The 25,847-nt window shown below is 70.0% G+C and carries 21 protein-coding genes; 14 read left to right on the top strand and 7 right to left on the bottom strand.

From position 1 onward, the window contains the following. Positions 1-118: 118 nt before the first annotated feature. On the bottom strand, positions 119-1,312 hold the full coding sequence (locus tag ASG05_RS08080) for a class I SAM-dependent methyltransferase (RefSeq protein WP_056259643.1): 1,194 nt from the start codon (positions 1,310-1,312) through the stop codon (positions 119-121). A 144-nt stretch (positions 1,313-1,456) separates the two neighbouring features. Between ASG05_RS08080 and groES the strand changes: the two genes are divergently transcribed. The 3 genes from groES (at position 1,457) to ASG05_RS08065 (ending at position 4,422) form a co-directional block, all read left to right on the top strand. Further along, positions 1,457-1,753, top strand: a complete 297-nt coding sequence (gene groES / locus ASG05_RS08075) for a co-chaperone GroES (protein ID WP_043595988.1) — start codon at positions 1,457-1,459, stop codon at positions 1,751-1,753. 197 nt (positions 1,754-1,950) lie between these two features. Then, positions 1,951-2,931 carry an EamA family transporter RarD gene (rarD, locus tag ASG05_RS08070; RefSeq protein WP_082486557.1) on the top strand — a complete coding sequence of 327 codons (981 nt, stop codon included), beginning with the start codon at positions 1,951-1,953 and terminating at the stop codon, positions 2,929-2,931. Positions 2,932-3,093: 162 nt separating this feature from the next. After that, a complete protein-coding gene (locus ASG05_RS08065; protein WP_056259642.1) occupies positions 3,094-4,422 on the top strand; it encodes an ABC transporter substrate-binding protein in 1,329 nt (442 codons plus the stop codon). Positions 4,423-4,892: 470 nt separating this feature from the next. Here the strand turns inward: ASG05_RS08065 and ASG05_RS08060 are convergent, their stop codons facing one another. The 4 genes from ASG05_RS08060 to ASG05_RS08045 all read right to left on the bottom strand — a co-directional run bounded on the left by ASG05_RS08060 (position 4,893) and on the right by ASG05_RS08045 (position 9,209). Continuing rightward, a complete protein-coding gene (locus tag ASG05_RS08060; RefSeq protein ID WP_056260740.1) occupies positions 4,893-5,615 on the bottom strand; it encodes an ABC transporter ATP-binding protein in 723 nt (240 codons plus the stop codon). Positions 5,616-5,695: 80 nt separating this feature from the next. Next, positions 5,696-6,775, bottom strand: coding sequence for an ABC transporter ATP-binding protein (locus ASG05_RS08055; protein WP_200936820.1), 1,080 nt, complete (start codon positions 6,773-6,775; stop codon positions 5,696-5,698). A gap of 79 nt (positions 6,776-6,854) precedes the next feature. Beyond that, positions 6,855-7,838 (bottom strand): branched-chain amino acid ABC transporter permease, encoded by a 984-nt coding sequence (locus ASG05_RS08050; RefSeq protein WP_056259640.1) that lies wholly within the window; start codon positions 7,836-7,838, stop codon positions 6,855-6,857. A 12-nt stretch (positions 7,839-7,850) separates the two neighbouring features. Beyond that, on the bottom strand, positions 7,851-9,209 hold the full coding sequence (locus tag ASG05_RS08045; protein WP_056259639.1) for a branched-chain amino acid ABC transporter permease: 1,359 nt from the start codon (positions 9,207-9,209) through the stop codon (positions 7,851-7,853). 360 nt (positions 9,210-9,569) lie between these two features. On the opposite strand from ASG05_RS08045, the gene guaB reads away from it, so the two are divergent. The 8 genes from guaB to guaA all read left to right on the top strand — a co-directional run bounded on the left by guaB (position 9,570) and on the right by guaA (position 19,604). Next, positions 9,570-11,072: an IMP dehydrogenase gene (gene guaB, locus ASG05_RS08040; protein ID WP_056259637.1), complete on the top strand. Its 1,503-nt coding sequence runs from the start codon at positions 9,570-9,572 to the stop codon at positions 11,070-11,072. Positions 11,073-11,118: 46 nt separating this feature from the next. Then, positions 11,119-12,240, top strand: a complete 1,122-nt coding sequence (locus tag ASG05_RS08035) for a GuaB3 family IMP dehydrogenase-related protein (protein WP_056259635.1) — start codon at positions 11,119-11,121, stop codon at positions 12,238-12,240. 61 nt (positions 12,241-12,301) lie between these two features. Then, the gene (locus tag ASG05_RS08030; protein WP_082486686.1) at positions 12,302-14,161 is read left to right on the top strand and encodes a glycerol-3-phosphate dehydrogenase/oxidase; all 1,860 of its coding nucleotides are present in this window, start codon (positions 12,302-12,304) and stop codon (positions 14,159-14,161) included. Between the two features lie 200 nt (positions 14,162-14,361). Further along, complete coding sequence (locus tag ASG05_RS08025; protein WP_043595745.1) at positions 14,362-14,892, top strand: cation:proton antiporter regulatory subunit; 531 nt, start codon at positions 14,362-14,364, stop codon at positions 14,890-14,892. Positions 14,893-14,897: 5 nt separating this feature from the next. Beyond that, positions 14,898-16,436 (top strand): cation:proton antiporter, encoded by a 1,539-nt coding sequence (locus ASG05_RS08020; protein ID WP_056259633.1) that lies wholly within the window; start codon positions 14,898-14,900, stop codon positions 16,434-16,436. Between the two features lie 130 nt (positions 16,437-16,566). Continuing rightward, positions 16,567-17,418: an SURF1 family protein gene (locus ASG05_RS08015; RefSeq protein WP_056259631.1), complete on the top strand. Its 852-nt coding sequence runs from the start codon at positions 16,567-16,569 to the stop codon at positions 17,416-17,418. A gap of 99 nt (positions 17,419-17,517) precedes the next feature. Next, complete coding sequence (locus ASG05_RS08010) at positions 17,518-17,958, top strand: DUF3817 domain-containing protein (RefSeq protein WP_056259629.1); 441 nt, start codon at positions 17,518-17,520, stop codon at positions 17,956-17,958. Between the two features lie 92 nt (positions 17,959-18,050). Then, complete coding sequence (guaA, locus tag ASG05_RS08005; protein WP_054147442.1) at positions 18,051-19,604, top strand: glutamine-hydrolyzing GMP synthase; 1,554 nt, start codon at positions 18,051-18,053, stop codon at positions 19,602-19,604. Between the two features lie 297 nt (positions 19,605-19,901). On the opposite strand, the gene ASG05_RS08000 is transcribed toward guaA, so the two are convergent. Beyond that, positions 19,902-20,738, bottom strand: a complete 837-nt coding sequence (locus ASG05_RS08000) for a Bax inhibitor-1/YccA family protein (RefSeq protein WP_056259628.1) — start codon at positions 20,736-20,738, stop codon at positions 19,902-19,904. Between the two features lie 275 nt (positions 20,739-21,013). Between ASG05_RS08000 and ASG05_RS07995 the strand changes: the two genes are divergently transcribed. Together ASG05_RS07995 and ASG05_RS07990 are read left to right on the top strand one after the other, a co-directional pair. Continuing rightward, the gene (locus tag ASG05_RS07995) at positions 21,014-22,006 is read left to right on the top strand and encodes a glycerophosphodiester phosphodiesterase family protein (RefSeq protein WP_056259627.1); all 993 of its coding nucleotides are present in this window, start codon (positions 21,014-21,016) and stop codon (positions 22,004-22,006) included. 80 nt (positions 22,007-22,086) lie between these two features. After that, a complete protein-coding gene (locus ASG05_RS07990; protein WP_056259626.1) occupies positions 22,087-24,507 on the top strand; it encodes an ATP-dependent helicase in 2,421 nt (806 codons plus the stop codon). 119 nt (positions 24,508-24,626) lie between these two features. Here the strand turns inward: ASG05_RS07990 and ASG05_RS16595 are convergent, their stop codons facing one another. Continuing rightward, positions 24,627-24,953, bottom strand: a complete 327-nt coding sequence (locus tag ASG05_RS16595) for an FHA domain-containing protein (protein ID WP_162240641.1) — start codon at positions 24,951-24,953, stop codon at positions 24,627-24,629. Between the two features lie 568 nt (positions 24,954-25,521). Between ASG05_RS16595 and ASG05_RS07980 the strand changes: the two genes are divergently transcribed. Continuing rightward, positions 25,522-25,815 (top strand): WXG100 family type VII secretion target, encoded by a 294-nt coding sequence (locus tag ASG05_RS07980; RefSeq protein WP_056260739.1) that lies wholly within the window; start codon positions 25,522-25,524, stop codon positions 25,813-25,815. The last annotated feature ends 32 nt before the right edge of the window (positions 25,816-25,847 follow it).

Here is a 25,847-nt window from a genome sequence, read left to right as displayed (position 1 = left end):
CCACGAAGGAGTCATCGATCGGGCAGAGCCCGTCGTCCCGGCGACGACGGACGACGGCTCGTCCCCACCCGTCCGTCTCGGCGAACGACCACGAGTGTGTCCACCCGCGCCCGCGGCGTCACACCAGGCGTTCGCAGAGCAGCGCGGTGTGTCGTCCGGCGACGCGGGTCAGCACGAGCGTCGCCGACCCGGTGCCCTGCAACGACAGGCGCTTGCGGAACGTCGCGGGGTCGACGTCGACCCCGCGCTTCTTGATCTCGAGGCGGCCGATGCCGCGGGCGCGCAGTTCGCGCTTCAGCGTGCGTTCGTCGAGCGGAAAGGTCTCGACGACCCGGAAACCCTGGGCGAAGGGAGTCTCGACCCGTGCCTCCGTCGTCAGCCAGGCGATGTCGCGACTGATCATGCGGGCGCCGATCGACCGGGCCAGGTCGCCGATCAGGCGGGCCCTGATGACGGCGCCGTCGGGCTCGTAGAGGTACTCGCCGAGGTCGCCGGCGTCGACGTCGTCGGAGTCGGCCGCCGCCGTCAGCTCCGACGCCCCGGAGGCGCCGATCACCAGGGCGGACCGGCCCACTCCCGGCCGCGCCAGTGGCCCGAACCACACCCCCACCTCGACCACGTCGCGGTCGACCGAGATCCACTGGCACTCGGCGTCGGTCGGCAGCAGCTCGCGGTCGACGCCCGGGCCGAGCTTCACGCCGGTCGGCAGGCGGTCGGCGAACCCGAACGCGACGTCGAGGCCGGGCGACCAGTCGGCCGGGTCGGCGAGACGCTTCGTGGCGCTGTGCCCGGAGGTGCGCCGGGCCGGGTCGAGGAACACGCCCTCGACGCCCCCGAGGTCGGTCGTCTCGGCGTCGCCCTGCTCGACCCGCGACGACGACCACGGCGCGAGGTTGTACGAGGCGACGGCGGCGGTCACCTCGTCACGGTCGACCGCGAGCACGTCGAGGTCGAGGGCGGCGAAGGCGAGCGCGTCACCGCCGATGCCGCAGCCGAGGTCGGCCACGCTGCCGAGGCCTGCGGCGGCGTAGCGTCCGGCGTGCCGGGCGGCGACCGGGAGGCGCGTGGCCTGTTCGAGGCCCGCCTCGGTGAACAGCATGCGGCTCGCGAACTCGCCGAACTTGGCGACCGCCCGGCCTCTGAGCCTCGCCTGGGTCAGCACGGCCGACACGAGGGCGGGGGAGTGCCCCTGCTTGCGCAGCGCGGCCACGGTGCCCACCACGTCGTCGCCGGAGCCGCCACCGGCCGGAAGCGAGTCGAGCAGCCGGAGCCCCTCGGGCGAGAGGACTTCGAGCAGCTCGGAAGAATCCATGTCGTCCAGTGTGACGCACGCGGACCGTCCCGCTGGCACTCGGATTGACCGAGTGCCAGTCTCGTCCTACAGTTGTTCTGGCACTCGCCCCCGGCAAGTGCCAGCCCCCATGTTTTCGTCGCACCGAGAAAGAAGAGGTCACCCGTGTCGGTCAGCATCAAGCCGCTCGAAGATCGCATCGTCATTCGTCAGGTCGAAGCCGAGCAGACCACTGCTTCGGGCCTCGTGATCCCCGACACCGCCAAGGAGAAGCCCCAAGAGGGTGAAGTGGTGGCGGTCGGCCCGGGCCGCATCGACGACAACGGCAACCGCGTGCCGCTCGACGTCGCCACCGGCGACAAGGTCATCTACAGCAAGTACGGCGGAACCGAGGTGAAGTACGGCGGAGAAGACCTGCTCGTGCTCTCGGCTCGCGACGTCCTGGCGGTCATCGTCCGCTAGCGCTCCGGCACGGCTCCGGCCGTGCCTCGCGACCCCGGTCGCCGTCCCGAAGGCCCCTGCCCCGGCAGGGGCCTTCGTCGCGTCCGCGGCGTGCCGCCCGGTGACCGCTCGTCCCCAGGCGTGATCGTCCGTCGATCGATCCACCGTGGCAGCACCACGCGTTCCGTGCAGGGGGTGCAGCCACCTAGAGTCACCAGGTGACCTCGACCCGCGCCTCCTCGTCCCCCGCCGCCCCGACCCCGGGGCTCGGCGTCGCCGGGGCCGGTGGCGCGGGGCTCGCCTACGCGCTGGGCGCCTACGGGCTCTGGGGCGTGCTGCCCGTCTACTTCCTGTTGCTGGCGCCGGCGGGCCCGTTCGAGATCGTCGCCTGGCGGGTGCTCTTCTCGCTCGTCTTCTGCGGGGTGCTGCTCGTCACGACCGGTGCCCTGCGGTCGTTCGTCGCACTGCTGCGCCAGCCCCGCGTCGTGGGCACCATGGGGTTGGCCGGCGCGTTCATCGTCGTCAACTGGACGGTCTTCATCTCGGCGACCCTCAGCGGTCACGTGGTCGAGGCCGCCCTCGGGTACTTCATCAACCCCATCGTGACGGTGCTGCTCGGCGTGGTCGTGCTGCGCGAACGCCTGCGCACGACCCAGTGGGTGGCCGTGGGGCTGAGTGCCGTCGCCGTCCTGGTGATCGCCGTCGGCGCCGGGCGCCCACCGGTCATCTCGCTCGTGCTCGCGTTCTCGTTCGGGCTCTACGGGCTGGTCAAGAAGCAGGTCGGCGGTCGCGTCGACGCGGTCGGCGGGCTCACGCTCGAGACGCTGTGGATCGCACCGTTCGCGGCCGCCACCCTGATCGTCCTGCACGTGACGGGCCTGGGCGGCGGCGTCGTGCTCGGCACCGTCGGCGTGGGGCACACGATCGCCACGATCGGCACCGGCGTCATCACCGCGGTGCCCCTGTTGTTGTTCGCCTCGGCGACCCGTCGGCTGCCCCTGACCACCGTGGGCCTGACCCAGTACGTCGCCCCCGTGCTGCAGTTCGTCGTGGGTGTCGTCGTGCTCGGCGAGCACATGTCCCTCACGCGGTGGGTCGGCTTCGCGATCGTCTGGGTGGCGTCGATCGTGCTCACCGTCGACATGGTGCGCACGGGGCGGCGCGCACGGCGTCCGCTCGCCGTCGCTCCGACGGCGTAGAAGCGACCTTCTCTCGCAAAGTCACGAATGGCTAACGAAACGTCACTTTGACGCCGAGAACACACGCCAGAAACATTCGACCCCTAGTTTCGGACCAATCGCGGCAGGTTCGACCGCCACCGGTCGGGCTGCACTGCCGCTGTCCACGAAAGGGTTCCACGGATGATCCGATCCAGCACCGCCCTCCGAGCACTGGCACTCGCCGGCGCAGCCTCCGTGCTGCTCGCTGCCTGTTCGACGGCCTCCCCCTCCGACGACGCCTCGTCGTCGGCGTCCTCGTCGGCCAAGACCGACCCGGCAGCGAGCTGCGAGGCCGGCACGCCGAGCACCGACCCGTTCGCGATCGGCACGATGCTGCCCCTGACGGGCACCCTCGCCTACCTCGGCCCGCCCGCCATCGCCGGCGCGAACCAGGCCATCACCGACATCAACGCCGCCGGTGGCGTCCTCGACCAGCCGGCCGAGATCTCGACCAGCACCGACTCGGGCGACAGCAACGACATGACCGTGTCGAGCAACGCCGCGACGCAGCTGATCGACGCCGACGTGCCCGTCGTGCTCGGTGCCGAGTCCTCGAGCGTCACGCTCAACGTGGTCGACCAGCTCACCAGCAACTGCATCGTCGAGATCTCGCCCGCCAACACGGCCAGCTCGCTCAGCGGCTACTCGTCGTACTACTACCGCACCGCTCCGCCGGACTCGGTGCAGGGCTCGGCGCTCGGCCAGCAGATCACCGCCGACGGCAACGCCAACGTGGCCTTCCTCGTCTTCAACGACACCTACGGCACGGGCCTCCGTGACTCGACGCAGGAGTCCATCGAGAGCTCGGGCGGCACCGTCGTCTACGGCGGCTCCGGTGAGGGCCAGGAGTTCCCCCCCGGTCAGACCACCTTCTCGTCCGAGGTCTCGGCAGCCATCGCCGCCGACCCCGACGCGATCGTGATCCTCGCCTTCGACGAGACCAAGTCCATCGTCCCCGAGCTGGTCGCCCAGGGCTGGGACATGAGCAAGGTCTACATGTCGGACGGCAACACGGCCGACTACAGCGCCGACTTCGAGCCCGGCACGCTGGAAGGCGCCAAGGGCACGATTCCCGGTGCCGACGCCAGCGCGGACTTCAAGGCCGAGCTCGCCGCCGGCTACCAGCAGAGCGAGGGCCAGGCGCTGGCCGACTACTCGTACGCTGCCGAGTCGTACGACGCCGTCATCCTGACCGCCCTCGCGGCCCAGGCCGGTGGCGGCACCGACGCCGGGACGATCCAGGCCAACATGGCTGCGGTCTCCGGCGCGAACGGCGGCACCGAGTGCACCACGTACGCGGACTGCAAGACCGCGCTCGACGCCGGTGACGACATCCACTACACCGGCCCCTCGGGCATCGGACCGTTCAACGACGACAACGACCCGTCGTCCGCCTCGATCGGCGTCTACACCTTCGACGCCGACAACAAGCCCGTCTACCAGACCGGCATCGAGGGTTCGGTCGGCTAGTCCCACCACCTGCACCATCCGAGGGCCCGGCACGAGACATCGTGCCGGGCCCTTCGGCGTGCCCGCTGCCCTGGGCCCCGCGCCGCGCCCGTGCGAGCCGCCCCGCGCCTGTCCGCCCCACCCCGCGCCTCGTCGCACCGCGTTTCGTGCACCGCACCGCGTCGAGACCGGGTGCGTTGCACGAAACGCGGTGCGCAACTCCGACGCCTCGACGCGCCCGACGCACCCGACGCCCTGATGGTGCGCCGCGCCTCCTCGTCCCCGGGGTGAGCCGGCCGTGGCCGTCGCGCGCCTTTCCGCACCGCGTTTCGTGCACCGCACCGCGTCGAGACCGGGTGCGCTGCACGAAACGCGGTGCGCAGCTCCGACGCACCCGACGCCCGCGACGCCCCCGTGACCGCGCCGGGCGCACGCACGAGGCCCCGACCGTGCCGGAGCACGATCGGGGCCTCAGGGCGGCGCAGGGGGCGTCAGGCGCCCTCGACGTCCTTCGCCAGGGTGCCGAGGTACAGCTCGATGACCTTGGGGTCGTCGGCGAGCTCGCGGCCGGTGCCCGAGTAGGCGTTGCGGCCCTGGTCGAGCACGTAGCCGCGGTCGCAGATCTGCAGGCAGCGGCGGGCGTTCTGCTCGACCATGATCACCGAGACGCCGGCCTTGTTGATGCGACGGGTGCGGATGAACGTCTCGTCCTGGCGCACGGGCGACAGGCCGGCGGACGGCTCGTCGAGCAGCAGCACCTTCGGGTCCATCATCAGGGCGCGGGCCATGGCGACCGACTGGCGCTCGCCGCCCGAGAGCGACCCGGCACGCTGGCCGCGACGGTCGGCGAGCACGGGGAAGAGGTCGTAGATGACCTCGAGGCGCTCGGCGAACTTCTTGGGCCGCAGGAACATGCCCATCTGCAGGTTTTCCTCGATGGTCAGCGAGGGGAACACGTTGTTGGTCTGCGGCACGAAGCCGACGCCCGCCTCGACCAGCTTGTTGGCCTTGAGGTTCGTGATGTCGGTGCCACCGAGGGTGACCGAGCCCGAGTGGATCCTGACCTGGCCGAAGAGCGCCTTGAGCAGCGTCGACTTGCCGGCGCCGTTCGGGCCGATGATGCCGATCAGCTCGCCGGGGTAGCAGACCAGGTCGCACCCGTTGAGGATGTTCACGCCCGGCAGGTAGCCCGCGACGAGGTCGGTCGCGTTCATGACCGGCTCGACGCCGGCGAACTTCTCGGTGCCCGGGTGCTTGGGGGCCGTGGTGGCGCCCGCGCCGTCCTGTGCGGTGCTCATCGCTTGTCTCCGCTCTGCCGTCCGTCGGACAGCTGGTCGTCGGCCGCGTTCGTGGCCTGCGGGGTAGAGGGGTCGGGGTGGCCGGGCAGGTCGCGTCCCGCGACGCCTCCCGCGGACGAGGAGGCGCTGGTCGCCTCGGCCGCGCGCGCCGCGTCCTCGCGCGCCACCTCCTCCTCGAGCTGTTCGAGCGTGGCGTCGTCGAGCAGCGAGTCGTCGCCCAGGTCGGTGTCGTGGTGCGCGCCGAGGTAGGCGTCGATGACGGCCTGGTCGTCCATGACGGTGTCGGCCGGGCCCTCGGCCACGATGCGACCCTCGGCCATGACGATCACCCAGTCCGAGATGTGGCGGACCATGTGCATGTCGTGCTCGACGAAGAGCACCGTGGTGCCGTCGTCGCGCAGGCTCTGGATGTGCCCGAGCAGCGACTGCGTCAGCGCCGGGTTCACGCCGGCCATCGGCTCGTCGAGCATGATCATGGCCGGGTCGCTCATCAGGGCGCGGGCCATCTCGAGCAGCTTGCGCTGACCGCCCGACAGGCTGCCGGCGAAGTCGTCCTTCTTCTCGAGCAGCTTGAACCGGGCGAGGAGGTCCTCGGCCTTCGCCTCGATCTCGCGCTCGCGCTTGCGCCAGAGCGGCGCGACGATCGCGACGAAGAAGTTCTCGCCGGGCTGGTCCTTCGCGCCGAGCAGCATGTTCTGCATGACGGTCAGGCGCGAGAGGGCCTTGGTGAGCTGGAAGGTGCGCACCATGCCCGAGCGGGCGACCTTGGCGGCGCCGACGTTGCCCATGGCCTTGCCCTCGAAGACCCACTTCGCGACGCCTGCGCCGCTGCGCTTGAACGCCGTGGGGGCCGACGAGGCCTTGTCGAAGCCGGTCAGCAGGTTGAAGAACGTCGTCTTGCCGGCACCGTTCGGGCCGATGAGCGCCGTGATGGCGCCGCGCTGCACCTCGACGTGCCCGACGTCGACGGCGGTCATGCCGCCGAAGCGACGCACGACGTTGTCGACCGTCAGGATGGGGTCCGGCTTCGCCGAGCCCGGGGTCTTCTCGACGGTGGCGAGCTTCGAGCGCAGCACCGTGCGGTCGTAGTCGTAGCCCTCGCGGTGGGGCCGCGTGCTGCCGCTGGGGGTGGTGCCCGTGGTGGTGCTCGAGGTGTCAGACACTGAACGCCAACTCCTTCTTCTTTCCGAGGATGCCCTGTGGCCTGAAGATGATCAGCAGCATCAGGGCGATGCCGACGAGGACGTACGAGAACTGCTCGGCCTGCTGGCCGTTCATGATGCTCGACGGGATGAAGTCGCCGGCGAGGGTGCGCACCAGCAGGCGGGTCACGAAGAACAGGATCGCTCCCAGCACCGGGCCGAAGACGGTGGCCGCGCCACCGAGCAACAGGGCCGTCCAGATGAAGAAGGTCATCGACCGCCCCATGCTGTCCGGCTGCACCGAGCTCGGCAGCACGTAGATGATGCCGGCGAGCGACCCCATCAGCGCACCGAGCACGAGCGCCTGCATCTTGTACGAGTAGACGTTCTTGCCGAGGCTGCGGACGGCGTCCTCGTCCTCGCGGATGCCCTTGAGCACGCGGCCCCACGGGCTCCGGCTGAGCAGGAACACCAGCAGGCAGAGCAGGGCGACGATGCTCCAGCCGACGATGCGGATCCACCAGCCGCTCACGCCGTTGTTGTCGTACGTGAACCAGAGGATGGTGGTCTGGCCGTCGGGCAGCGGCGAGAGGGCGGTGAACGCCTCGCGGTACGAGGCGCCCGGGATGCCGTTGGAGCCACCGGTCGTGTCGGTCAAGATGCTCGACCGGCCGACGTACCGGATGATCTCGGCCGAACAGATCGTGACGATGGCGAGGTAGTCGCCTCGCAGCTTCAGGGTCGGCACGCCGAGGATCAGCGCGAAGACGAGCGAGCAGACCAGGGCGATGATGACCGCCAGGCCGAGCGGCAATCCGTTGCTGATCGAGATGGCGAAGCCGTAGGCGCCGAGCAGCAGGAAGGCTGCCTGGCCCATGTTGATCAGGCCGGTGAAGCCGAAGTGGATGTTCAGGCCGATCGCCGCGATGGCGAAGGCGGCCGTCGTGGGCGCGAGGGCCTCGGCGCTCAGCGCCCGCAGGAGTTCGATGAAGTACATGGTCGTTGCCCCTTAGCCCACTCGTTCTTTTCGCCCGAAGATGCCCTGTGGCCTGAACACGAGGATCAGGATCAGGATCAGCAGCGCCGTCGCGTACTTGAAGTCGCCGGGCAGCCAGATGTTGGTCAGCTCGACGACGATGCCGATGATCAGCGAGCCGACGAGGGCTCCGAAGGCGGTGCCGAGCCCGCCCAGCGTGACGGCGGCGAAGATCAGCAGCAGGATCTGCAGGCCGGTCATCCAGTTGACGCCGTTGAGCACGAGGCCGAGCATGACGCCCGACAGGCCGGCGAGGCCGGCGGCCAGCGTCCAGACCAGGCGGATGATGCGGTCGACGTCGATGCCCGACGCCGCGGCCAGGGCCGGGTTGTCCGAGACCGCGCGGGTGGCACGGCCGGTGCGGGTCTTCAGCAGGAACAACCCGGTGCCGACGAGCACGACGACCGAGATGGCCATGGCGACGTACGACTGCACGGTCAGCGTGATGCCGAGGAAGGTCACGGTCGACGGGTTGTCGCGGTCGATGCGGACGGTGCCGGCGCCGTAGAAGTACTGGAACGCGTACTGCAGCGCGATCGAGAGGCCGATGGTGACGATCATGAGCTGCGTCAGGCTGAGCCGCCGCTTGCGCAGGGGCTTCCAGATCGCGAGGTCCTGCAGGTAGCCGGTCGCCGCACAGATGACGGTGCTGAGCACGGCGGCGAGGATCAGCGGCACCCCGATCGAGGTGAACGAGTACGCCAGCAGGCCACCGAGGGTCACCTGCTCACCGTGCGAGAAGCTGCTGAGGCCGGTCGTGCCGTAGATCAGCGAGAGGCCGATGGCCGCCAGGGCGAGCAGCAGGCCGAGGCGGATGCCCGAGGCGAACTGCTGGGCGAAGCGGTCCCAGTTGAAGCTCGAGGCGGTGGCGTCGCCGGTGACGGCGCCCTCCTCGGCGGTCAGGGCGAACAACGCGCTCGCCGAAGCCCCGAGGTTGACGTTCACGGTGCGCTCGGCGTTGTCGGCGTTGACCAGGAACTGGCCGTCGGGCAGCGACTCGGTGTCGACCGTGACGCTGTAGGGGCCTGCCTCGGTCACGGCGATGCTCCAGCGACCGGTGTCGTCGGTGGTACCCGTCTCCTCGAAGTCGCTCGCCCCGGTGGCCACGACGTCGACGCCCGCGGCGGGCTCACCCTCGCTGTCGCGGATGGTGCCCTGGATGCAGCCGGTCGTGGGGCTGGTGGCGCAGGCGGCCTGCGCGGCCTGGGCCGACGTGGGGGCGACGGTCGCGGCGGCGAACGTGGCCATGAGCCCGAGCAGCACGGCGGAGGCCGTCACGATCAGGGACTGCCGCAGCCGGGGCCGCGACGCGATGGTCGTCGAGAGTCTCACAAAACCTCCTGGTGGGAAGCGCCCCGTCGAGATTCGGGCGGTCTCGTTCTGCTCCCGGGGCGTCGTCGTCGCTGACAGTAACTCCGCCGTGTGTCGAGCATGTTTCAGGTGCAAGACGGAGTGGAGTCGGTACAGAATCCCCCATGACGAGCGAGAATCACGAATCTTCCGTGTGTCGGATCGATAACGGTGCCGGTTCGTTGCGTCGGCCGGGGGTCGCACCGCGCCTCCTCGCCGTCCCGGCGGGACGCCGGAGGCAGGAATGCAGGAGGCGCGGGCTGGGTTAATATCGACTACCGGACTCGACGGCGAACCGGTGCCAACCCACCCACCCTCATCTCGCTCCTTCGAAGGGGACTCATGGACCAGCCGGACCCGTTCGGATTCATCGGACTCACCTACGACGACGTCATGCTCCTGCCGGGCCGCACCGACGTCATCCCCAGCGAGACCGACACCTCGTCGCAGCTCACCAAACGCATCCGGGTCGCGGTGCCGCTGCTCTCGGCCGCGATGGACACCGTCACCGAGTCGCGCATGGCCATCGCCATGGCACGCCAGGGCGGCATCGGCATCATCCACCGCAACCTCTCGATCGCCGACCAGGCCGCGCACGTCGACAAGGTCAAGCGCAGCGAGTCCGGCATGATCACCAACCCCGTCACGACGACGCCCGACGCCACGGTGGCCGAGGTCGACGCGCTGTGCGGGCAGTACCGCGTCTCGGGCCTGCCGGTCGTCGAGGGCGACGGCACCTTGGTCGGCATCATCACCAACCGCGACATGCGCTTCGTGTCGCCGTTCGAGATGTCGACCACGCTCGTCCGCGACGTCATGACGAAGGCGCCGCTGATCACCGCGCCCGAGGGCGTCGACCCCGACTCGGCGATCGCCATCTTCGCCCAGCACAAGATCGAGAAGCTGCCCCTGGTCGACGAGGCCGGTCACCTGCGCGGCCTCATCACCGTCAAGGACTTCGACAAGAGCGAGAAGTACCCCGACGCCACCAAGGACGACGAGGGCCGCCTGCGGGTCGGCGCCGCGATCGGCTTCTTCGGTGACGCGTGGGAGCGCGCCTGCGCCCTCCGCGACGCCGGCGTCGACGTGCTCGTCGTCGACACCGCCAACGGCGAGAGCTCGGGCGAGCTCGACATGATCCGCCGCATCAAGGCCGACCCGAGCTTCGCGCACGTCGACGTGATCGGCGGCAACGTCGCCACCCGCAGCGGCGCGCAGGCGCTCGTCGACGCCGGTGCCGACGCCATCAAGGTCGGCGTGGGCCCTGGCTCGATCTGCACCACCCGCGTGGTCGCCGGCGTGGGCGTGCCCCAGGTGACGGCGGTCTACGAGGCGTCGCTGGCGGCCCGAGAGGCCGGCGTGCCGGTCATCGCCGACGGCGGGTTGCAGTACTCGGGCGACATCGCCAAGGCCCTCGTGGCCGGCGCCGACACCGTCATGCTCGGCTCGCTGCTCGCGGGCTGCGACGAGAGCCCGGGCGACCTGGTCTTCGTGAACGGCAAGCAGTTCAAGAACTACCGCGGCATGGGGTCGCTCGGCGCGATGCAGACCCGGGGCAAGAACACCTCGTACTCGAAGGACCGCTACTTCCAGGCCGACGTCCCGAGCGACGACAAGCTCATCCCCGAGGGCGTCGAGGGCCAAGTGCCCTACCGCGGCGCGCTGAACAACGTGGTCTACCAGCTCAGCGGCGGCCTCCGTCAGTCGATGTTCTACGTCGGCGGGCGCACCGTGGCCGAGCTCAAGGCGAACGGCAAGTTCGTCCGCATCACCGCGGCCGGCCTGAAGGAGAGCCACCCGCACGACCTGCAGATGGTCGTCGAGGCCCCCAACTACCGCCGCTGATCCACCGGGCCGGGGGTGCGACCCCCGGCTCCGGTAGGGTGGCACGGTGACTGAGGTAGAGATCGGCGTCTCCAAGCGAGCCCGCCGCGCGTACGCGTTCGACGACATCGCCATTGTTCCGAGCCGGCGCACGCGCGACCCCCGAGACGTCTCGGTCGGCTGGTCGATCGACGCGTTCCAGTTCGAGTCGCCGGTCATCGCCGCGCCGATGGACTCCGTCGTCAGTCCGGCCACGGCCATCCGCATCGGTCAGCTCGGCGGCCTCGGCGTCCTCGACCTCGAGGGCGTCTGGACGCGCTACGACGACCCCGAAGAGGTCCTGGCCGAGATCCGCGAGCTCTCCGACGACGAGTCGGTCGCCCGCATGCAAGAGATCTACAGCGAGCCGATCAAGCCCGAGCTCGTGCGCGACCGCCTCGCCGAGATCCGCGCGGCCGGCGTGACCGTCGCCGGTGCCCTCAGCCCCCAGCGCACCCAAGACCTGTACCAGACGGTCGTCGACGCCGGCGTCGACCTCTTCGTCATCCGCGGCACGACGGTCAGCGCCGAGCACGTCTCGAAGAGCAGCGAGCCGCTGAACCTCAAGAAGTTCATCTACGAGCTCGACGTCCCCGTCATCGTCGGCGGTGCGTCGACCTACACCGCCGCCCTGCACCTGATGCGCACGGGTGCCGCGGGCGTCCTCGTCGGGTTCGGGGGCGGCGCCGCCAGCACGACCCGCGCCTCCTTGGGCATCCACGCTCCGATGGCGAGCGCCGTGGCCGACGTCGCCGGCGCACGCCGCGACTACCTCGACGAGTCGGGCGGGCGCTACGTGCACGTCATCGCCGACGGGGGCCTCGGCACCTCGGGCGACCTGGTCAAGGCGATCGCCTGTGGTGCCGACGCCGTCATGCTCGGCGCGGCGCTGGCCCGGGCCGACGACGTGCCCGGCGGCGGCTACCACTGGGGCGCCGAGGCGCACCACCCCGAGTTGCCCCGCGGTCGCCGCATGCAGGTCGGCACCATCGGCTCGCTCGAGAAGATCCTCTACGGCCCGGCGACGACGGTCGACGGCACGTCGAACATCATGGGCGCCCTGCGGCGTTCGATGGCGACCACCGGCTACAGCGACCTGAAGGAGTTCCAGCGGGTCGAAGTGGTTGTGGCCCCCTACCAGCCCCACTAGCGTTTGATGAGGTGGTCCGGTCGAGAGGCCGGGCCGACCGAATCCAACGATGGAGGCTCGCATGGCCAAGTCCGCGTCCGTTTCGCTCTCCTCGAAGCTCGGCCCCGACGAACGGGCCGCAGCAGTCGAGGCGTTGAAGACGAAAGAACTCGACATCCTCGTCATCGGCGGTGGCATCGTCGGGGCGGGGTCCGCGCTCGACGCCGTGACCCGCGGGTTGAGCGTCGGCATCGTCGAGGCCCGCGACTGGGGTTCGGGCACGTCGAGCCGCTCGTCGAAGCTCGTCCACGGCGGCATCCGCTACCTCGAGCAGCTGAACTTCCGGCTCGTCCGCGAGGCCCTCATCGAACGCGGCCTGCTGCTGCAGCGTCTCGCACCGCACCTGGTCAAGCCCGTGCGGTTCCTCTACCCGCTGAGCAAGCCGGTCTACGAGCGCTTCTACATCGGCGCCGGCATGGCGCTGTACGACATCTTCAGCTGGACCGGCGGTCGCCCGCCCGGCGTGCCCCACCACCGCCACCTGAGCAAGACGCAGGTGCTCCGTGCGATCCCGAGCCTGTCGAAGGACGCCGTCGTCGGCGGCCTCACCTACTACGACGCGCAGGTCGACGACGCCCGCTACGTGTCGTCGCTCGTCCGCACCGCGTCGAGCTACGGCGCCCACGCCGCGAGCCGCATCCGCGTCGAGGGCTTCGTCAAGGTCGGCGAGCGGGTCGTCGGCGTGAAGGCCCACGACTACCAGACCGGCGAGCACTTCGAGATCCGGGCGAAGCAGGTCGTCAACGCGACCGGCGTCTGGACCGACGACACCCAGGCCATGGTCGGCGAGCGGGGCCAGTTCAAGGTGCGGGCGTCGAAGGGCGTGCACCTGGTGGTGCCGCGCGACCGCATCCACTCCGACATGGGCATGATCTTCCGCACCGAGAAGAGCGTCCTGTTCGTCATCCCGTGGGGCCGCCACTGGCTGGTCGGCACGACCGACACCGACTGGGACCTCGACAAGGCCCACCCCGCGGCGACGGCGGCCGACATCGACTACATCCTCGAGCACGTGAACAAGGTCATGGCGGTGCCCCTCACCCGGGCCGACGTCGAGGGCGTCTACGCCGGCCTCCGTCCGCTGCTCGCCGGTGAGAGCGACCAGACGTCGAAGCTCTCGCGAGAGCACATCGTCGCGCACACCGTGCCGGGGCTCGTCGTCGTGGCGGGCGGCAAGTGGACCACCTACCGGGTCATGGCCGAGGACGCCATCGACGAGGCGGTCGCGGCCCTCGACGGTCGCACGCCCGAGAGCACGACGATGGAGATCCCGCTGCTCGGCGCCGAGGGCTACCACGCGGCCTGGAACAAGCGAGGCAAGATCGCCAAGGCGTTCGGCGTGCACAAGGTGCGCATCGAGCACCTGCTGAACCGTTACGGCACGCTGACCGACGAGGTGCTCGACCTCATCCGCGACGACCCCTCGCTCGCCGAGCCGCTGCCCGGGGCCGACGACTACATCCGGGCCGAGGTCGTCTACGCCGCCAGCCACGAGAGCGCCCTGCACCTCGAAGACGTGCTCGCCCGCCGCACCCGCATCTCGATCGAGGCCTGGGACCGCGGCGAGTCCGCGGCGCCGGTCGCCGCCAAGCTGATGGCCGACGTGCTCGGCTGGAGCGACGACGAGGCCGAGGCCGAGGTCGCGAACTACCTGAAGCGCGTCGCGGCCGAGCGGGCCAGCCAGCTCGAGCCCGACGACGAGTCGGCCGACCGCGTGCGCCTCGAGGCGCCCGACATCACCTTCGGCTTCGACGAGGACGACATGGTCGTCGCGGGGGCCGACCAGGGAGGCGCGCCCAAGCCGGGCGAGAAGGTCACCGAGCCGGCGGGCACGCCGGGTGACGACACGTCGGCGAGCAGCCCGGGCGGTCGCCAGGGCTGACGTCGCGGTCGCTCACGCGACCACCCGCAGGAGGCGCGGTGCCGGGCTCCCGGCACCGCGCCTCCCTGCGTCCGCCGTCCGAGAACGTGGGAACACCTGTGGACGGTGACGGGTTGTCCCCAGCACGAGCAGCCCGGCTGCCGCGGCCGACCCCGCCGCTAAGCTGAGACGACTGCCCCCGAGTCCACTGGAGACGAACCATGGTTGACGTGCGTCGAGTCAAGCTCCCCGGCGTGGGTGTGCTGCACACCTTCATCACCGACGACGGCGGCAAGTGCGGCGTCATCACGCACCGCTCGGGTCACAGCGACCTCATCACGTTCAGCGACGACGTCGACGGCGACCACGTCAAGAAAGTCTCGCTGCGCCTCAGCGAAGACGAGGCGCACACGCTCGCCGAGCTGCTCGGCGGCACGCGCATCACCGAGTCGCTGTCGGCGCTCGACCAGATCCCCGGCCTCAGCATCGACTGGTTCACGGTCGACTACGACGACCACATCGCCGGCCAGCCGCTCGGCGACCTCGGCGCCAAGGGCGTCGTGGGCCTCACGGTGGTCGCGGTGGTCCGTGGTGACGCCGCCAACCCCGCCCCGTCGGGCGACTTCAAGGTGTTCCCCGGCGACACGCTCGTCGTGGCCGGTTCGCCCGAGAAGGTCGCAAAGGCGTTCTCGTTCTACCGCACCGGCGAACTGAAGCACCGCTCGCCGGTCGACGCGCCGCCCGGGGGCTAGGCCCGATGCACCTGGGTGAAGAGCTGATCGTCCTCGGCATCCTGCTGCTGATCGCCTACGTGCTCGGTCGTGCCGGCAAGCTGATCGGGCTGCCGTCGATCCCGATCTACATGATCGTCGGCCTGCTCGCCAGCACGAACACAGGCTGGTTCCCGCTCAGCTTCGAGTCCGACAACATCGAGTTGATCGCGATCTTCGGGCTGATCCTGCTGCTGTTCAACCTCGGGCTCGAGTTCGATCAAGACGAGTTCTTCTCGAACGCCGGGCGTCTGATCGTCTCGGGCGGCAGCTACATCGCCATCAACATGGGCGTCGGCCTGGTCTTCGGCTTCATGCTCGGCTGGGGCACGCGTGAGGCGCTGATCATCGCGGGCATGACGGCGACGTCGTCGAGCGCGATCGTCACCAAGCTGCTGATCGAGCTGAACCGCCTGGCCAACCGCGAGACGCCGATGATCCTCGGCGTCACGGTCGTCGAAGACATCTTCATCGCCATCTACCTCGCGATCGTCTCGGTCGTCCTCAGCGGCGAGACCGACCCCGGGCCGGTGATCCTGAAGCTCGGCATCGCCTTCGCGTTCCTCGTCGTGATGTTCGGCGTGGCCCGGTGGGGTGGTCGGGTCGTGTCGAGGCTCATGCGCACCCGCGACGACGAACTCTTTACGGTGCTGTTCTTCGGCCTCGCCGTGCTCTTCGCCGGCCTCGGCGAGGTGCTCGGCGTCACCGACGCGATCGGTGCCTTCCTCATCGGCCTGATCATCGGGGCGACGAAGTTCCGCAACCGGGTCGAGCAGTTCGCCCTGCCCATGCGTGACGTCTTCGGGGCGTTCTTCTTCCTGAACTTCGGCCTCGGGCTCAACCCGGCGCTCTTCCCGAGCGTGCTCGGGCCGGTCGCGATCGCGGTCGGCATGACGGTGCTGCTCAACGTCGGCGCGGGCCAGTTCGTCGCCTGGCTCAACAAGCTGGGGCCGCAGGCGGGCATCAACACCACGGTCATCCTGGTCAACCGGGGCGAGTTCGCGTTGATCCTCGCGACGCTCTCAGCCGGAGCAGGGCTCGACGAGCGGTTGCAGCCGTTCGCGGGGCTCTACGTGCTCATCATGGCCGTGCTCGGGCCCGTCCTCGCGTCCAACAGCGAGCGCATCGGTTCGCTGCTGCTGCGGTCGCGGAAGAAGGCCGAGCGGGCCGAGGCCGAGGCGCGCCGTGTCGAACGCGAGGCGCGCAGCGGCGACGAGATCGCCCTGATGGAGGCCGCGCTCGCGGGCGACGACCTCGACCAGACCGAGGTCACCGAGGACGACGACGAGCGTGAGGCCGAGCGGGTGCGCGCGGGCGCGGCGCGGGCCGCCGCCGGGCGGCCCGGCTCGACGCGCGCGGGACGCGAGGGTGACGCGGACGGCGACGGCGACGCCGATCGCGACGGCGACGACGACGACCTGGACGACCTCGACGCGATGGACGCCGACGAGGCCCGGCTCTGGGCCGAGCAGGCCGGCCAGCAGAGCGACCAGCGAGCGGCGCGCCAGCGCGACCCTGAGTACTGAGACCCGACCCCGTCCCCGTCCCCGTTCCCGTCCGCTCGTCGTCCCCATCCGCTCGTCGTCACGATCCCGTCGTCTCGATCCGCCCGACGTCCCAGCGAGCTCGTCGACGACGAGAGGTACGATCACCGACGTGACCCAGACCGAGCAGCGCCCCGCCCTCCTCGGAGTCGACGGCGATCCGCTGCCCGAGACGATGTGGCAGGTCGCCCGCCGCCCGCGGTGGATCGCCCTGCTCGGGCTCGCGCTCGTGGTCGCGGCGATCTTCGCCTGGCTCGGCCACTGGCAGATCGAGCGCAGCGTCGAGAGCGTGCAGGTGGTCAACCCCGAGACCGAGACCACCAAGGTGCTCTCGTCGGTGGCCACGCCGCAGACTCCGTTCGCCGACTCGCTGGGTGCCCAGCGGGTGTCGGTCACGGGCGAGTTCGACCCCGACGACTTCGCCGTCGTCGGCGACCGGGTCAACGGTGGCGAGACCGGCTACTGGCTGATCGGACGCTTCGTCGACGACGCGAACGGTGCCTCGCTGCCGGTGGGCCTCGGCTGGTCGGCCACGCGAGACGGGGCCGAGGCCGCCGAGTCCGCGGTCGCCGCCACGTCGACCGTCACGGTCGAGGGCCGGTACTTCCCGTCCGAGTCGCCGACCGAGAGCGACTTCGAGAGCGGCGCGCAGACCGTCGTCTCGGTGGCGGCCCTGATCAACGAGTGGCCCGGCTTCGACGGCCAGGTCTACGGCGGCTACGTCGTCTCCGATGACGCGCCCCGGTCGCTCGACGCCATCGACTCGGCCCCGCCCGCCTCCGACGTCCAGTTCAACTGGCTCAACGTCTTCTACGCGATCGAGTGGGTCGTCTTCGCCGGCTTCGCCGTCTTCCTGTGGTTCCGACTCGTGCGCGACGCCTTCGAGCGAGAGCACGAAGAGGCCGAGGAGGCGCGGGCCGAGGCGGACGCGCGCGGCGCGACCCAGCCGACCCGCGCCTCCTGATCCCGTCGCGCCGAGGTCCAGGCCGGGCGGTGCGCGGCGTCCCTCGACGTCGACAGGTGCCGTCGTGGTGCGTCGGTGGGCGCGGCTAGAATCGAGCCCATGCCCCTGAAGCCCCGGCAACGCGACATCCCGAAGATCCCGGGTGCCGTCAGGTTCTACAAGATCTCGGCGTACGTCACCGGCGTCATGCTGTTGCTGCTCATCTTCGAGATGCTCTTCAAGTACACGCCGCTGCAGCTCGAGATGCAGCTCGGCGGTCAGGGCGGGTTCCTCGTGCCGGTCGACTCGACCACCGGCTTCAACCTGTCGACCGCGATCCTCATCGCGCACGGCTGGCTGTACGTCGTCTACCTCTTCGCCGACTTCCGCCTCTGGAGCCTCATGAGGTGGCCGTTCTCGCGGTTCTTCCTCATCGCGCTCGGCGGCGTCGTACCCCTGCTCTCGTTCTTCGTCGAGAGCCACATGACCAAGCTCGCGACGCGGCAGTACGACGCGCTGACCGCCGAGACCACCCCCACGACCGAGGGAGCCCCCGCGTGACCGACGCACCCGAGACCGCCGAGGAGTCGGCGACGACCGCCGCCACGGCCCCCGCACCGGCCGACCGCGCGCCCGAGACCGCGCAGAGCCCCGTGCTCGTGGTCGACTTCGGCGCCCAGTACGCGCAGCTGATCGCCCGCCGCGTGCGCGAGGCCAACGTCTACAGCGAGATCGTGCCGCACACGATCACCGCAGCAGAGATCGCCGAGAAGAACCCGGTCGGCATCGTGCTGAGCGGTGGGCCGTCGAGCGTCTACGAAGAGGGTGCGCCGAGCATCGACGCGGGCATCTTCGACCTCGACATCCCCGTGCTGGGCATCTGCTACGGCTTCCAGGCGATGGCCAAGGCGCTCGGCGGAGAGGTCTCGCAGACCGGTCAGCGCGAGTACGGTGCGACCGACGTCACGCTCGCCGAGGGCGACAGCACCCTGCTCTCGGGCCAGCCCACCTCGCAGACCACCTGGATGAGCCACGGCGACTCGGTGTCGAAGGCCCCCGAGGGCTTCGACGTGCTCGCCTCGAGCGCGTCGACCCCGGTCGCCGCGTTCTCGAGCGACGCCCGCAAGCTCTACGGCGTGCAGTGGCACCCCGAGGTCAAGCACTCGTCGTACGGCCAGGCCGTGCTCGAGAACTTCCTGCACCGCGCCGCCGGCATCCCCGCCGACTGGAACAGCGGCAACGTCATCGCCGAGCAGGTCGCCCGCATCCGCGAGCAGGTCGGCGACGCACGCGTCATCTGCGGCCTCTCGGGCGGCGTCGACTCGGCCGTCGCGGCGGCGATCGTGCACGAGGCCGTCGGCGACCAGCTGATCTGCGTCTTCGTCGACCACGGCCTGCTGCGCGCCGACGAGCGTCGCCAGGTCGAAGAGGACTACGTCGCCTCGACCGGCGTGCGGCTCGTCACGATCGACGCCGAGCAGCAGTTCCTCGACGCCCTCGCCGGGGTCACCGACCCCGAGCAGAAGCGCAAGATCATCGGCCGCGAGTTCATCCGCAGCTTCGAGGCGGCCGCCGAGGCACTCGTGCTCGAGGCCGCGGCCGAGGGCGACTCGGCGGTGAAGTTCCTCGTGCAGGGCACGCTCTACCCCGACGTCGTCGAGAGCGGTGGCGGCACGGGCACGGCGAACATCAAGAGCCACCACAACGTGGGCGGCCTGCCCGAAGACCTGCAGTTCGAGCTCGTCGAGCCGCTGCGCACCCTCTTCAAAGACGAGGTCCGTGCCATCGGTCGCGAGCTCGGCCTGCCCGAGGTCATCGTCGGTCGTCAGCCGTTCCCCGGCCCCGGGCTCGGCATCCGCATCGTCGGCGAGGTGACGCACGAACGTCTCGAGCTGCTGCGTGCCGCCGATGCGATCGCCCGCGCCGAGCTGACGGCCGCCGGCCTCGACGACGAGATCTGGCAGTGCCCCGTGGTGTTGCTCGCCGACGTGCGCTCGGTGGGCGTGCAGGGCGACGGTCGCACCTACGGTCACCCGATCGTGCTGCGCCCGGTGTCGTCCGAAGACGCGATGACCGCCGACTGGACGCGCCTGCCGTACGACGTGCTGGCCCGCATCTCGAACCGCATCACGAACGAGGTGGACGGCGTCAACCGCGTCGTGCTCGACGTCACCTCGAAGCCCCCGGGAACGATCGAATGGGAGTGACGCGGAGCGTCACTCTGGCGGCGCTCTGCGCCGTCAGTGCCCACCAGTAGCCGCGAACGTGGAGTGAGGGAGACCTCCCGCGAAGCGCAGTGAGGCGAAGCCCCCTCCGGCAGACATCTGCCCGGGGGGGCTTCGTCGTGTCCGAGAGCTTGTCGTCGACTGAGCAGAACAAGCTTCTCATCCGCGCAGGAAGAGCATCTTCTGCCCAAAGGTCGGTCGCCCCTCACACGCAGAAGCGGGGCTCGTTCCTCTCGGAACGAGCCCCGCTTCGGGGTGGTGCTGGTGTCGCCGTGGTGGCTAGTCGCTGCCGCGCAGGATGGCGATCATGCGCAGGATCTCGACGTACAGCCAGATGACCGTCATGACGATGCCGAAGGCGGCCGACCAGCCGTAGATGCGGGGTGCGCCGCGCTCGACGCCGGTCTTGATCTGGTCGAAGTCGAGGACCAGCGAGTACGCGGCCATGAGGACGACCAGGACGCCCAGGAAGAAGCCGAGCGGGATGCCGAAGATCTCGACCGACCCACGCAGGCCCCAGGGGTTGCTGTTGGCGCCGAAGGCCATCAGGCCGAGGTTGAGCAGCGAGAAGACGGCGTAGCCGACCATGCCGATCAGGAAGATCTTGGTGGCCTTGGCCGACGCGCGGATCTTGCCGCTCTTGAAGAGCAGCAGGGTCGTGACGAAGACGGCCGCCGTGCCGAGCAGGGCCTGCGTGACGATGCCGTCGAACTGCGACTCGTAGATCGACGAGATGCCACCGACGAACAGACCCTGCGCTGCCGAGTAGGCCAGCACGAGACCGGGCGACGGCTTCTTCTTGAAGATGTTGACGAGCGCGAGGACGAAGCCGGCGATCGCGCCGACGATGGCCAGGGCCGGGACGAACCAGCCCACGGCGGCGAAGACGAGGACGACGCCGAACGCGAGCAACGTCTTGTTGATCGTGTCTTCGTACGTCATGCGGTCGGTCTGCGTGGGGCCGGCGGCGGGCTGCGAGTAGAGCTGCTGCAGCTGCTCGGCCGTCATGCCGTTGTACTCGACCGGCTGGGCTGCGCCCTGCTGCTGACGGATGACGGGCCCGCCGTTCTTCGAGAAGGCCGGCGACTGACTGAAGCCGGGATTCGAGAATGCCAAGGGGTTCCTCTTCTTGATCGCTAGGGATGTGTGGACCGCCCGCGCAGGTGCACGAGGGCTGTTCCGTACACACGAGGCTAACCGTGCCGTGCAACGAATGGCTGAAGATCTGCCTGATGAGAGCCGCATTCTCGCAGGGCGAACATGCATGGCGTGCAGTCTTTTGCGTCTGCGGTGGGTGCGACGCCTCGTCCCCAGGGGCCGCGCCTCCTCGGCCGTCCACCAGGAGCCGGGCGGCTCGGGTCGCGCACGGACGGGCGGGTTAGCGTGACCGGGTGTCCACCTCGCCTCTCGTCATCGCCCACCGCGGCGCCAGCGGCCACCGTCCCGAGCACGGCGACGACGCCTACCGGCTCGCGATCGAGCTCGGGGCCGACGCCATCGAGCCCGACCTGGTCGCGTCGAGTGACGGCGTCCTCGTGCTGCGGCACGAGAACGAGATCTCGGGCACGACCGACGTCGCCGACCACGACGAGTTCCGGCACCGGCGCACCACCAAGACCGTCGACGGCACCCAGGTCACGGGCTGGTTCACCGAGGACTTCACCTGGGACGAGCTCAGCACCCTGCGCATCCGAGAGAGGCTGCCCGAGCTGCGGCCCGAGAGCGCGGCGCACGACGGTGAGGGGCGCATCCAGCGGTTGGGCGACCTGCTCGACCTGCTGGACGCCGCCGATCGGCCGGTCGGCCTCGTCGCCGAGGTCAAGCACGCCACCTACTTCGACTCCATCGGGCTGCCGCTGGGCGAGCTGCTCGCCGACGAGCTGCGGCAGCGGCGGTGGGTCGACGACCCCCGGTTGACCATCGAGTCGTTCGAGCAGACCGTGCTCGGTCGGCTCGCCGACCAGCGTCTCGGGGCCCGACTCGTCTACCTGCTCGAGAAGGCCGGGACGGCAGCCGACCTCGTCGCGGCGGGGCGCGCCTCCGTGGGGTACCGCGACCAGCTGCACGCCGAGTCCCTCGAATCGTTCGTCGACGCGGGGTTGCACGGCGTCAGCCTCGACAAGCACACGCTCGTCGACGCCCGCGGGGCGACCGACGGCCGGGTCGTCGACCGGGCGCACGCGGCCGGGCTCGACGTCTTCACCTGGACGCTCCGGGCCGAGAACGCGTTCTTGGCGCGCGCGAACCGCGGCCCCGGCGGCAAGGCCGCTTTCGGCGACTGGCGGGCCGAGTTCACGTCGCTCATGGCGCTCGGCGTCGACGGAGTCTTCGCCGACCAGCCCGAGCTCGCCGAGGAGGCGCGGGTCGCCTTCGCGTCCCGCTGACCCCGCACGACGCCGCCCGTGGCCGTGGCCGACCTGCACCCCCTCACGATGTCGGTGGTCGCGCTTAGACTCGACGGGCCATGACGATCGTGCTCGAGCCCTCTGACGCTGCCGGCGGTTCCGGCGACCCCCTGACCGCCGGTCTCAACCCCCAGCAGAAAGAGGCGGTCGAGTACCGCGGGCAGTCGCTGCTGATCGTGGCCGGTGCCGGCTCGGGCAAGACGAGCGTGCTCACCCGCCGCATCGCCGGGCTGTTGGCGACTCGCGAGGCCTGGCCCAGCCAGATCCTCGCCATCACGTTCACCAACAAGGCCGCGGCCGAGATGCGCGAGCGCGTGGCCCACCTCGTGGGTCAGGCCGGCGAGGGCATGTGGATCAGCACGTTCCACTCGGCGTGCGTGCGCATCCTGCGGCGAGAGGCCGAGCAGTTCGGCTTCACCAAGAGCTTCACCATCTACGACTCGGCCGACTCGCGGGCGCTGCTCAAGCGCATCCTGAAAGAGCTCGACGCCGACCAGCTCGGCCTCACCGTCAGCATGGCGTCGGGCAAGATCTCGAAGCTCAAGAACGAGCTCAGCGACGTCGAGTCGTACTCGCGCCAGATCAACATGAACGACCCGCAAGAGGTCATGTTCCTCGAGATCTTCCGGCAGTACACCCGCGAGCTGCAGCGGGCCAACGCCTTCGACTTCGACGACCTCATCGCGCAGACCGTCTACCTGTTCCGTGCCTTCCCGCACGTGGCCGCGCAGTACCAGCGACGGTTCCGGCACATCCTGGTCGACGAGTACCAAGACACCAACCACGCGCAGTACTCGCTGATCCGCGAGCTGACCCGACCGGTGCAGGCCGACCTCGTCGACGAGCTCGAGCGGGGCGGCCAGTTCGTGCAGTCGATGCGCGACGGCGGCGGCGGCATCCCCGGGGCGTCGCTCACGGTGGTGGGCGACTCCGACCAGTCGATCTACGCGTTCCGCGGCGCCGACATCCGCAACATCGTCGAGTTCGAACGCGACTTCCCGAACTCGAAGGTCATCTTGCTCGAGCAGAACTACCGCTCGACGCAGAACATCCTCGACGCGGCCAACGCCGTCATCTCGAACAACTTCGACCGCCAGGCCAAGAACCTCTTCACCACGGTCGGCGCGGGCAGCAAGATCGTCGGGTTCACCGGCTACACCGGTCACGACGAGGCCCAGTTCGTCGCCGACGAGATCGCGGCGCTGCACGAGTCCGGCACCGACTACAAAGACATGGCCGTTTTCTACCGCACGAACTCGCAGACGCGTGCGCTCGAAGAGATCTTCATCCGCTCGGCCATCCCGTATCGCGTGCTCGGCGGCACCAAGTTCTACGAGCGCGCCGAGATCAAGGACGCCATGGCCTACCTGATCACGGTCGCCAACCCGGCCGACCCGCTGGCGCTCCGCCGCATCATGAACGTGCCCAAGCGCGGCATCGGACCGGCCACCGAGACCGCGATGCAGCGGTGGGCCGACACCAACGAGGCGCCGCTGCGTGACGCGATGCGCAACGCCGGCCAGCTCGGTCTCGGCCCGAAGGTGACCGGCGCGATCACCGGCCTGGCGAAGCTGCTCGACGACGTCCAGGCGACGGCTGCGACGGCACCCGTCCACGAGATCTTGACCACCCTGATCGAGGGCAGCGGCCTGGTCGAGGTGCTGCGAGCGTCGCGTGACCCGCAAGACGAGGCCCGTGCCGAGAACATCGACGAGCTCGTCGCGGTGACGAAAGAGTTCCAGAAGAACAACCCCGACGGCACGCTGCTCGACTTCCTCACCGAGGTCACGCTCGTCGCGGCCGCCGACGACCTCGACGACACGAGCGGCACCGTCTCGCTGATGACGCTGCACACCGCGAAGGGGCTCGAGTACGAGGCGGTCTTCCTCACCGGGGTCGAAGAAGACCTGCTGCCGCACCGCATGTCGGCCAGCGAGCCGGGCGGTCCGTCCGAAGAGCGTCGGTTGTTCTACGTGGGCATCACCCGCGCCCGCCAGCGGCTCTTCCTGTCGCTCGCGATGACGCGTGCGCAGTTCGGCGAGGTGAACGTGGCGATGCCGTCGCGCTACCTGCAAGAGATCCCGGTCGAGCTGATCGACTGGAAGCAGTCGCCCGGCATGGCCACGAGTCGCGGGGGCACGCAGCCGCGCGCCCTCAACGCGCGTCGTGAGGGTGGCGACGGCAACCGGGGTGCGACCCCGCGGGCCTCGGGCGGTTACGGCTCGGGCAGCTACGACCGGGCCACGGCGGCGGCGAAGACGAAGCCGAAGACCGAGTGGGCCAACCGGGTCACGGGCACCGTGCGCGACAACGGCGACATGGAGCTCGAGGCCGGCGACCGCATCTCACACGTCGACTTCGGCGAGGGTCGCGTCATGGCCGTCACCGGCATCGGAGCCCGCCGCATCGCCGAGGTGCTGTTCGACGGGGCCGGCCGCAAGAAGCTGCTGATCAAGGTCGCGCCGATCGAGAAGATCTAGCGCAGGCGGCTCGGCAGCCGCCCGGGCGCCCGTCAGCTCGGGCGCATCGGCGCGGCCGACGCCGCAGACCAGGGGCGGAGCCCGGGGTGGTGCCTGCCGTCACCTGTCGGGCCGTCGGCTCACGCCTCGCCGTGAGTCGGGGTGTCCGGTCGGCGACGGACGACGGTCACCGCGTGGTCGCCGATCGACAACAGCGATCCGACCCTCACGCGCACGGGGGAGTGCGCCTCGAGTTCGGTGACCTCACCCGTCGTCGACACCAGGGTCGTGCCGTTGCCCGAGCCCAGGTCGGTCACCCAGACGCCCCCGTCGGCACCGATCACGACCGAGACGTGGTGGCGCGACAGCGACCGTCCCGGGTCGTCGAGCGCCACGACGACGGCGCCGGCGGGCGGGGGCGGCGGCTGGTCCGTCCGGCGACCGACGACGACCGCCCGCGCCGTCACGGGCACGACGCTCTGGTCGGGGAGTCGCAGGCCGTAGTGCCTCGGGCGCAGCGCCGTGGCCTCGAGATCGGGTCCTCCCGGTGGCCTCTCGTCATGCGGCCTCTCGGCGCAGGGTGACGCCGGTGGTCGCGGAGGCGGTGGAGGCGGTGTCGCGCCTTCGACGGTCGGTGTGTGTCGCGCGGCAGCGGTCGAGGGCTCGACGGGCACCGTGCCGCGCGTCACAGGGGTCGTGTCGACCGGAACGCCCGTGTCGATCGTCGGCCAGGCGGACGGGACGAATCCCGAGGAGGCGCGGGGCGGGGGAGGAGCCGACGTCACGATGGTCGCGGGCGGCTGGAGGGGCAGGGTGGTGATGCGCGAGAGCAGCCCTGCGGCCCGCTGCTCACGAACCGTCTGGGCGGTGACCACCGGGGGCTCCGTCGGGCGTTGCTCGCGCCTCCTGCGCTCGTTCTTCTTTCGCCTCATGTCGACTCCGATCTGTGGACAACCGCCACGCAAACTATCAGGCATGACATATTGGGTTGTGATCGACCGACCGGTCGACGTCACGAACGAGAGGGAGCACCTCATGGCCAATGTCACCGTCACCTACGACGACCTGCGCACGCAGGCCACGCAACTGCGCAACGGGCAGCGCGCGATCGAAGACCAACTCGGGCAGATGAAGTCGCAGATCGACAACCTCGTCGGCTCGGGCTACGTCACCGACAAGTCGTCGAAGGCGTTCGACTCGACGTACACCGAGTTCACGACCGGGGCCTCGAAGACCGTCTCGGCGGTCGAGAGCATGGCGGCGTTCCTCGAGAACGCGGCCAGCACCCTCGAGGGGGCCGACCAGCAGCTCGCCAGCAGCCTGGGCTGACCGACCGGGGGGTCGAGGCGGGTCGTGCTGAG

Source organism: Frigoribacterium sp. Leaf186, assembly GCF_001423905.1.
Taxonomy (GTDB): Bacteria; Actinomycetota; Actinomycetes; order Actinomycetales; family Microbacteriaceae; genus Frigoribacterium.
Note: the sequence above shows the minus strand (reverse complement) of the source record. Positions and strands in the feature narration are given on the sequence as shown.

Coding starts and splice junctions, on each gene's coding strand:
- ASG05_RS08080 (WP_056259643.1), bottom strand. CDS start 1,312: ATGGATTCTTCCGAGCTGCTCGAAGTCCTCTCGCCCGAGGGGCTCCGG.
- ASG05_RS08065 (WP_056259642.1), top strand. CDS start 3,094: ATGATCCGATCCAGCACCGCCCTCCGAGCACTGGCACTCGCCGGCGCA.
- ASG05_RS08060 (WP_056260740.1), bottom strand. CDS start 5,615: ATGAACGCGACCGACCTCGTCGCGGGCTACCTGCCGGGCGTGAACATC.
- ASG05_RS08050 (WP_056259640.1), bottom strand. CDS start 7,838: ATGTACTTCATCGAACTCCTGCGGGCGCTGAGCGCCGAGGCCCTCGCG.
- guaB (WP_056259637.1), top strand. CDS start 9,570: ATGGACCAGCCGGACCCGTTCGGATTCATCGGACTCACCTACGACGAC.
- ASG05_RS08030 (WP_082486686.1), top strand. CDS start 12,302: ATGGCCAAGTCCGCGTCCGTTTCGCTCTCCTCGAAGCTCGGCCCCGAC.
- ASG05_RS08025 (WP_043595745.1), top strand. CDS start 14,362: ATGGTTGACGTGCGTCGAGTCAAGCTCCCCGGCGTGGGTGTGCTGCAC.
- ASG05_RS08020 (WP_056259633.1), top strand. CDS start 14,898: ATGCACCTGGGTGAAGAGCTGATCGTCCTCGGCATCCTGCTGCTGATC.
- ASG05_RS08010 (WP_056259629.1), top strand. CDS start 17,518: ATGCCCCTGAAGCCCCGGCAACGCGACATCCCGAAGATCCCGGGTGCC.
- ASG05_RS07990 (WP_056259626.1), top strand. CDS start 22,087: ATGACGATCGTGCTCGAGCCCTCTGACGCTGCCGGCGGTTCCGGCGAC.
- ASG05_RS07980 (WP_056260739.1), top strand. CDS start 25,522: ATGGCCAATGTCACCGTCACCTACGACGACCTGCGCACGCAGGCCACG.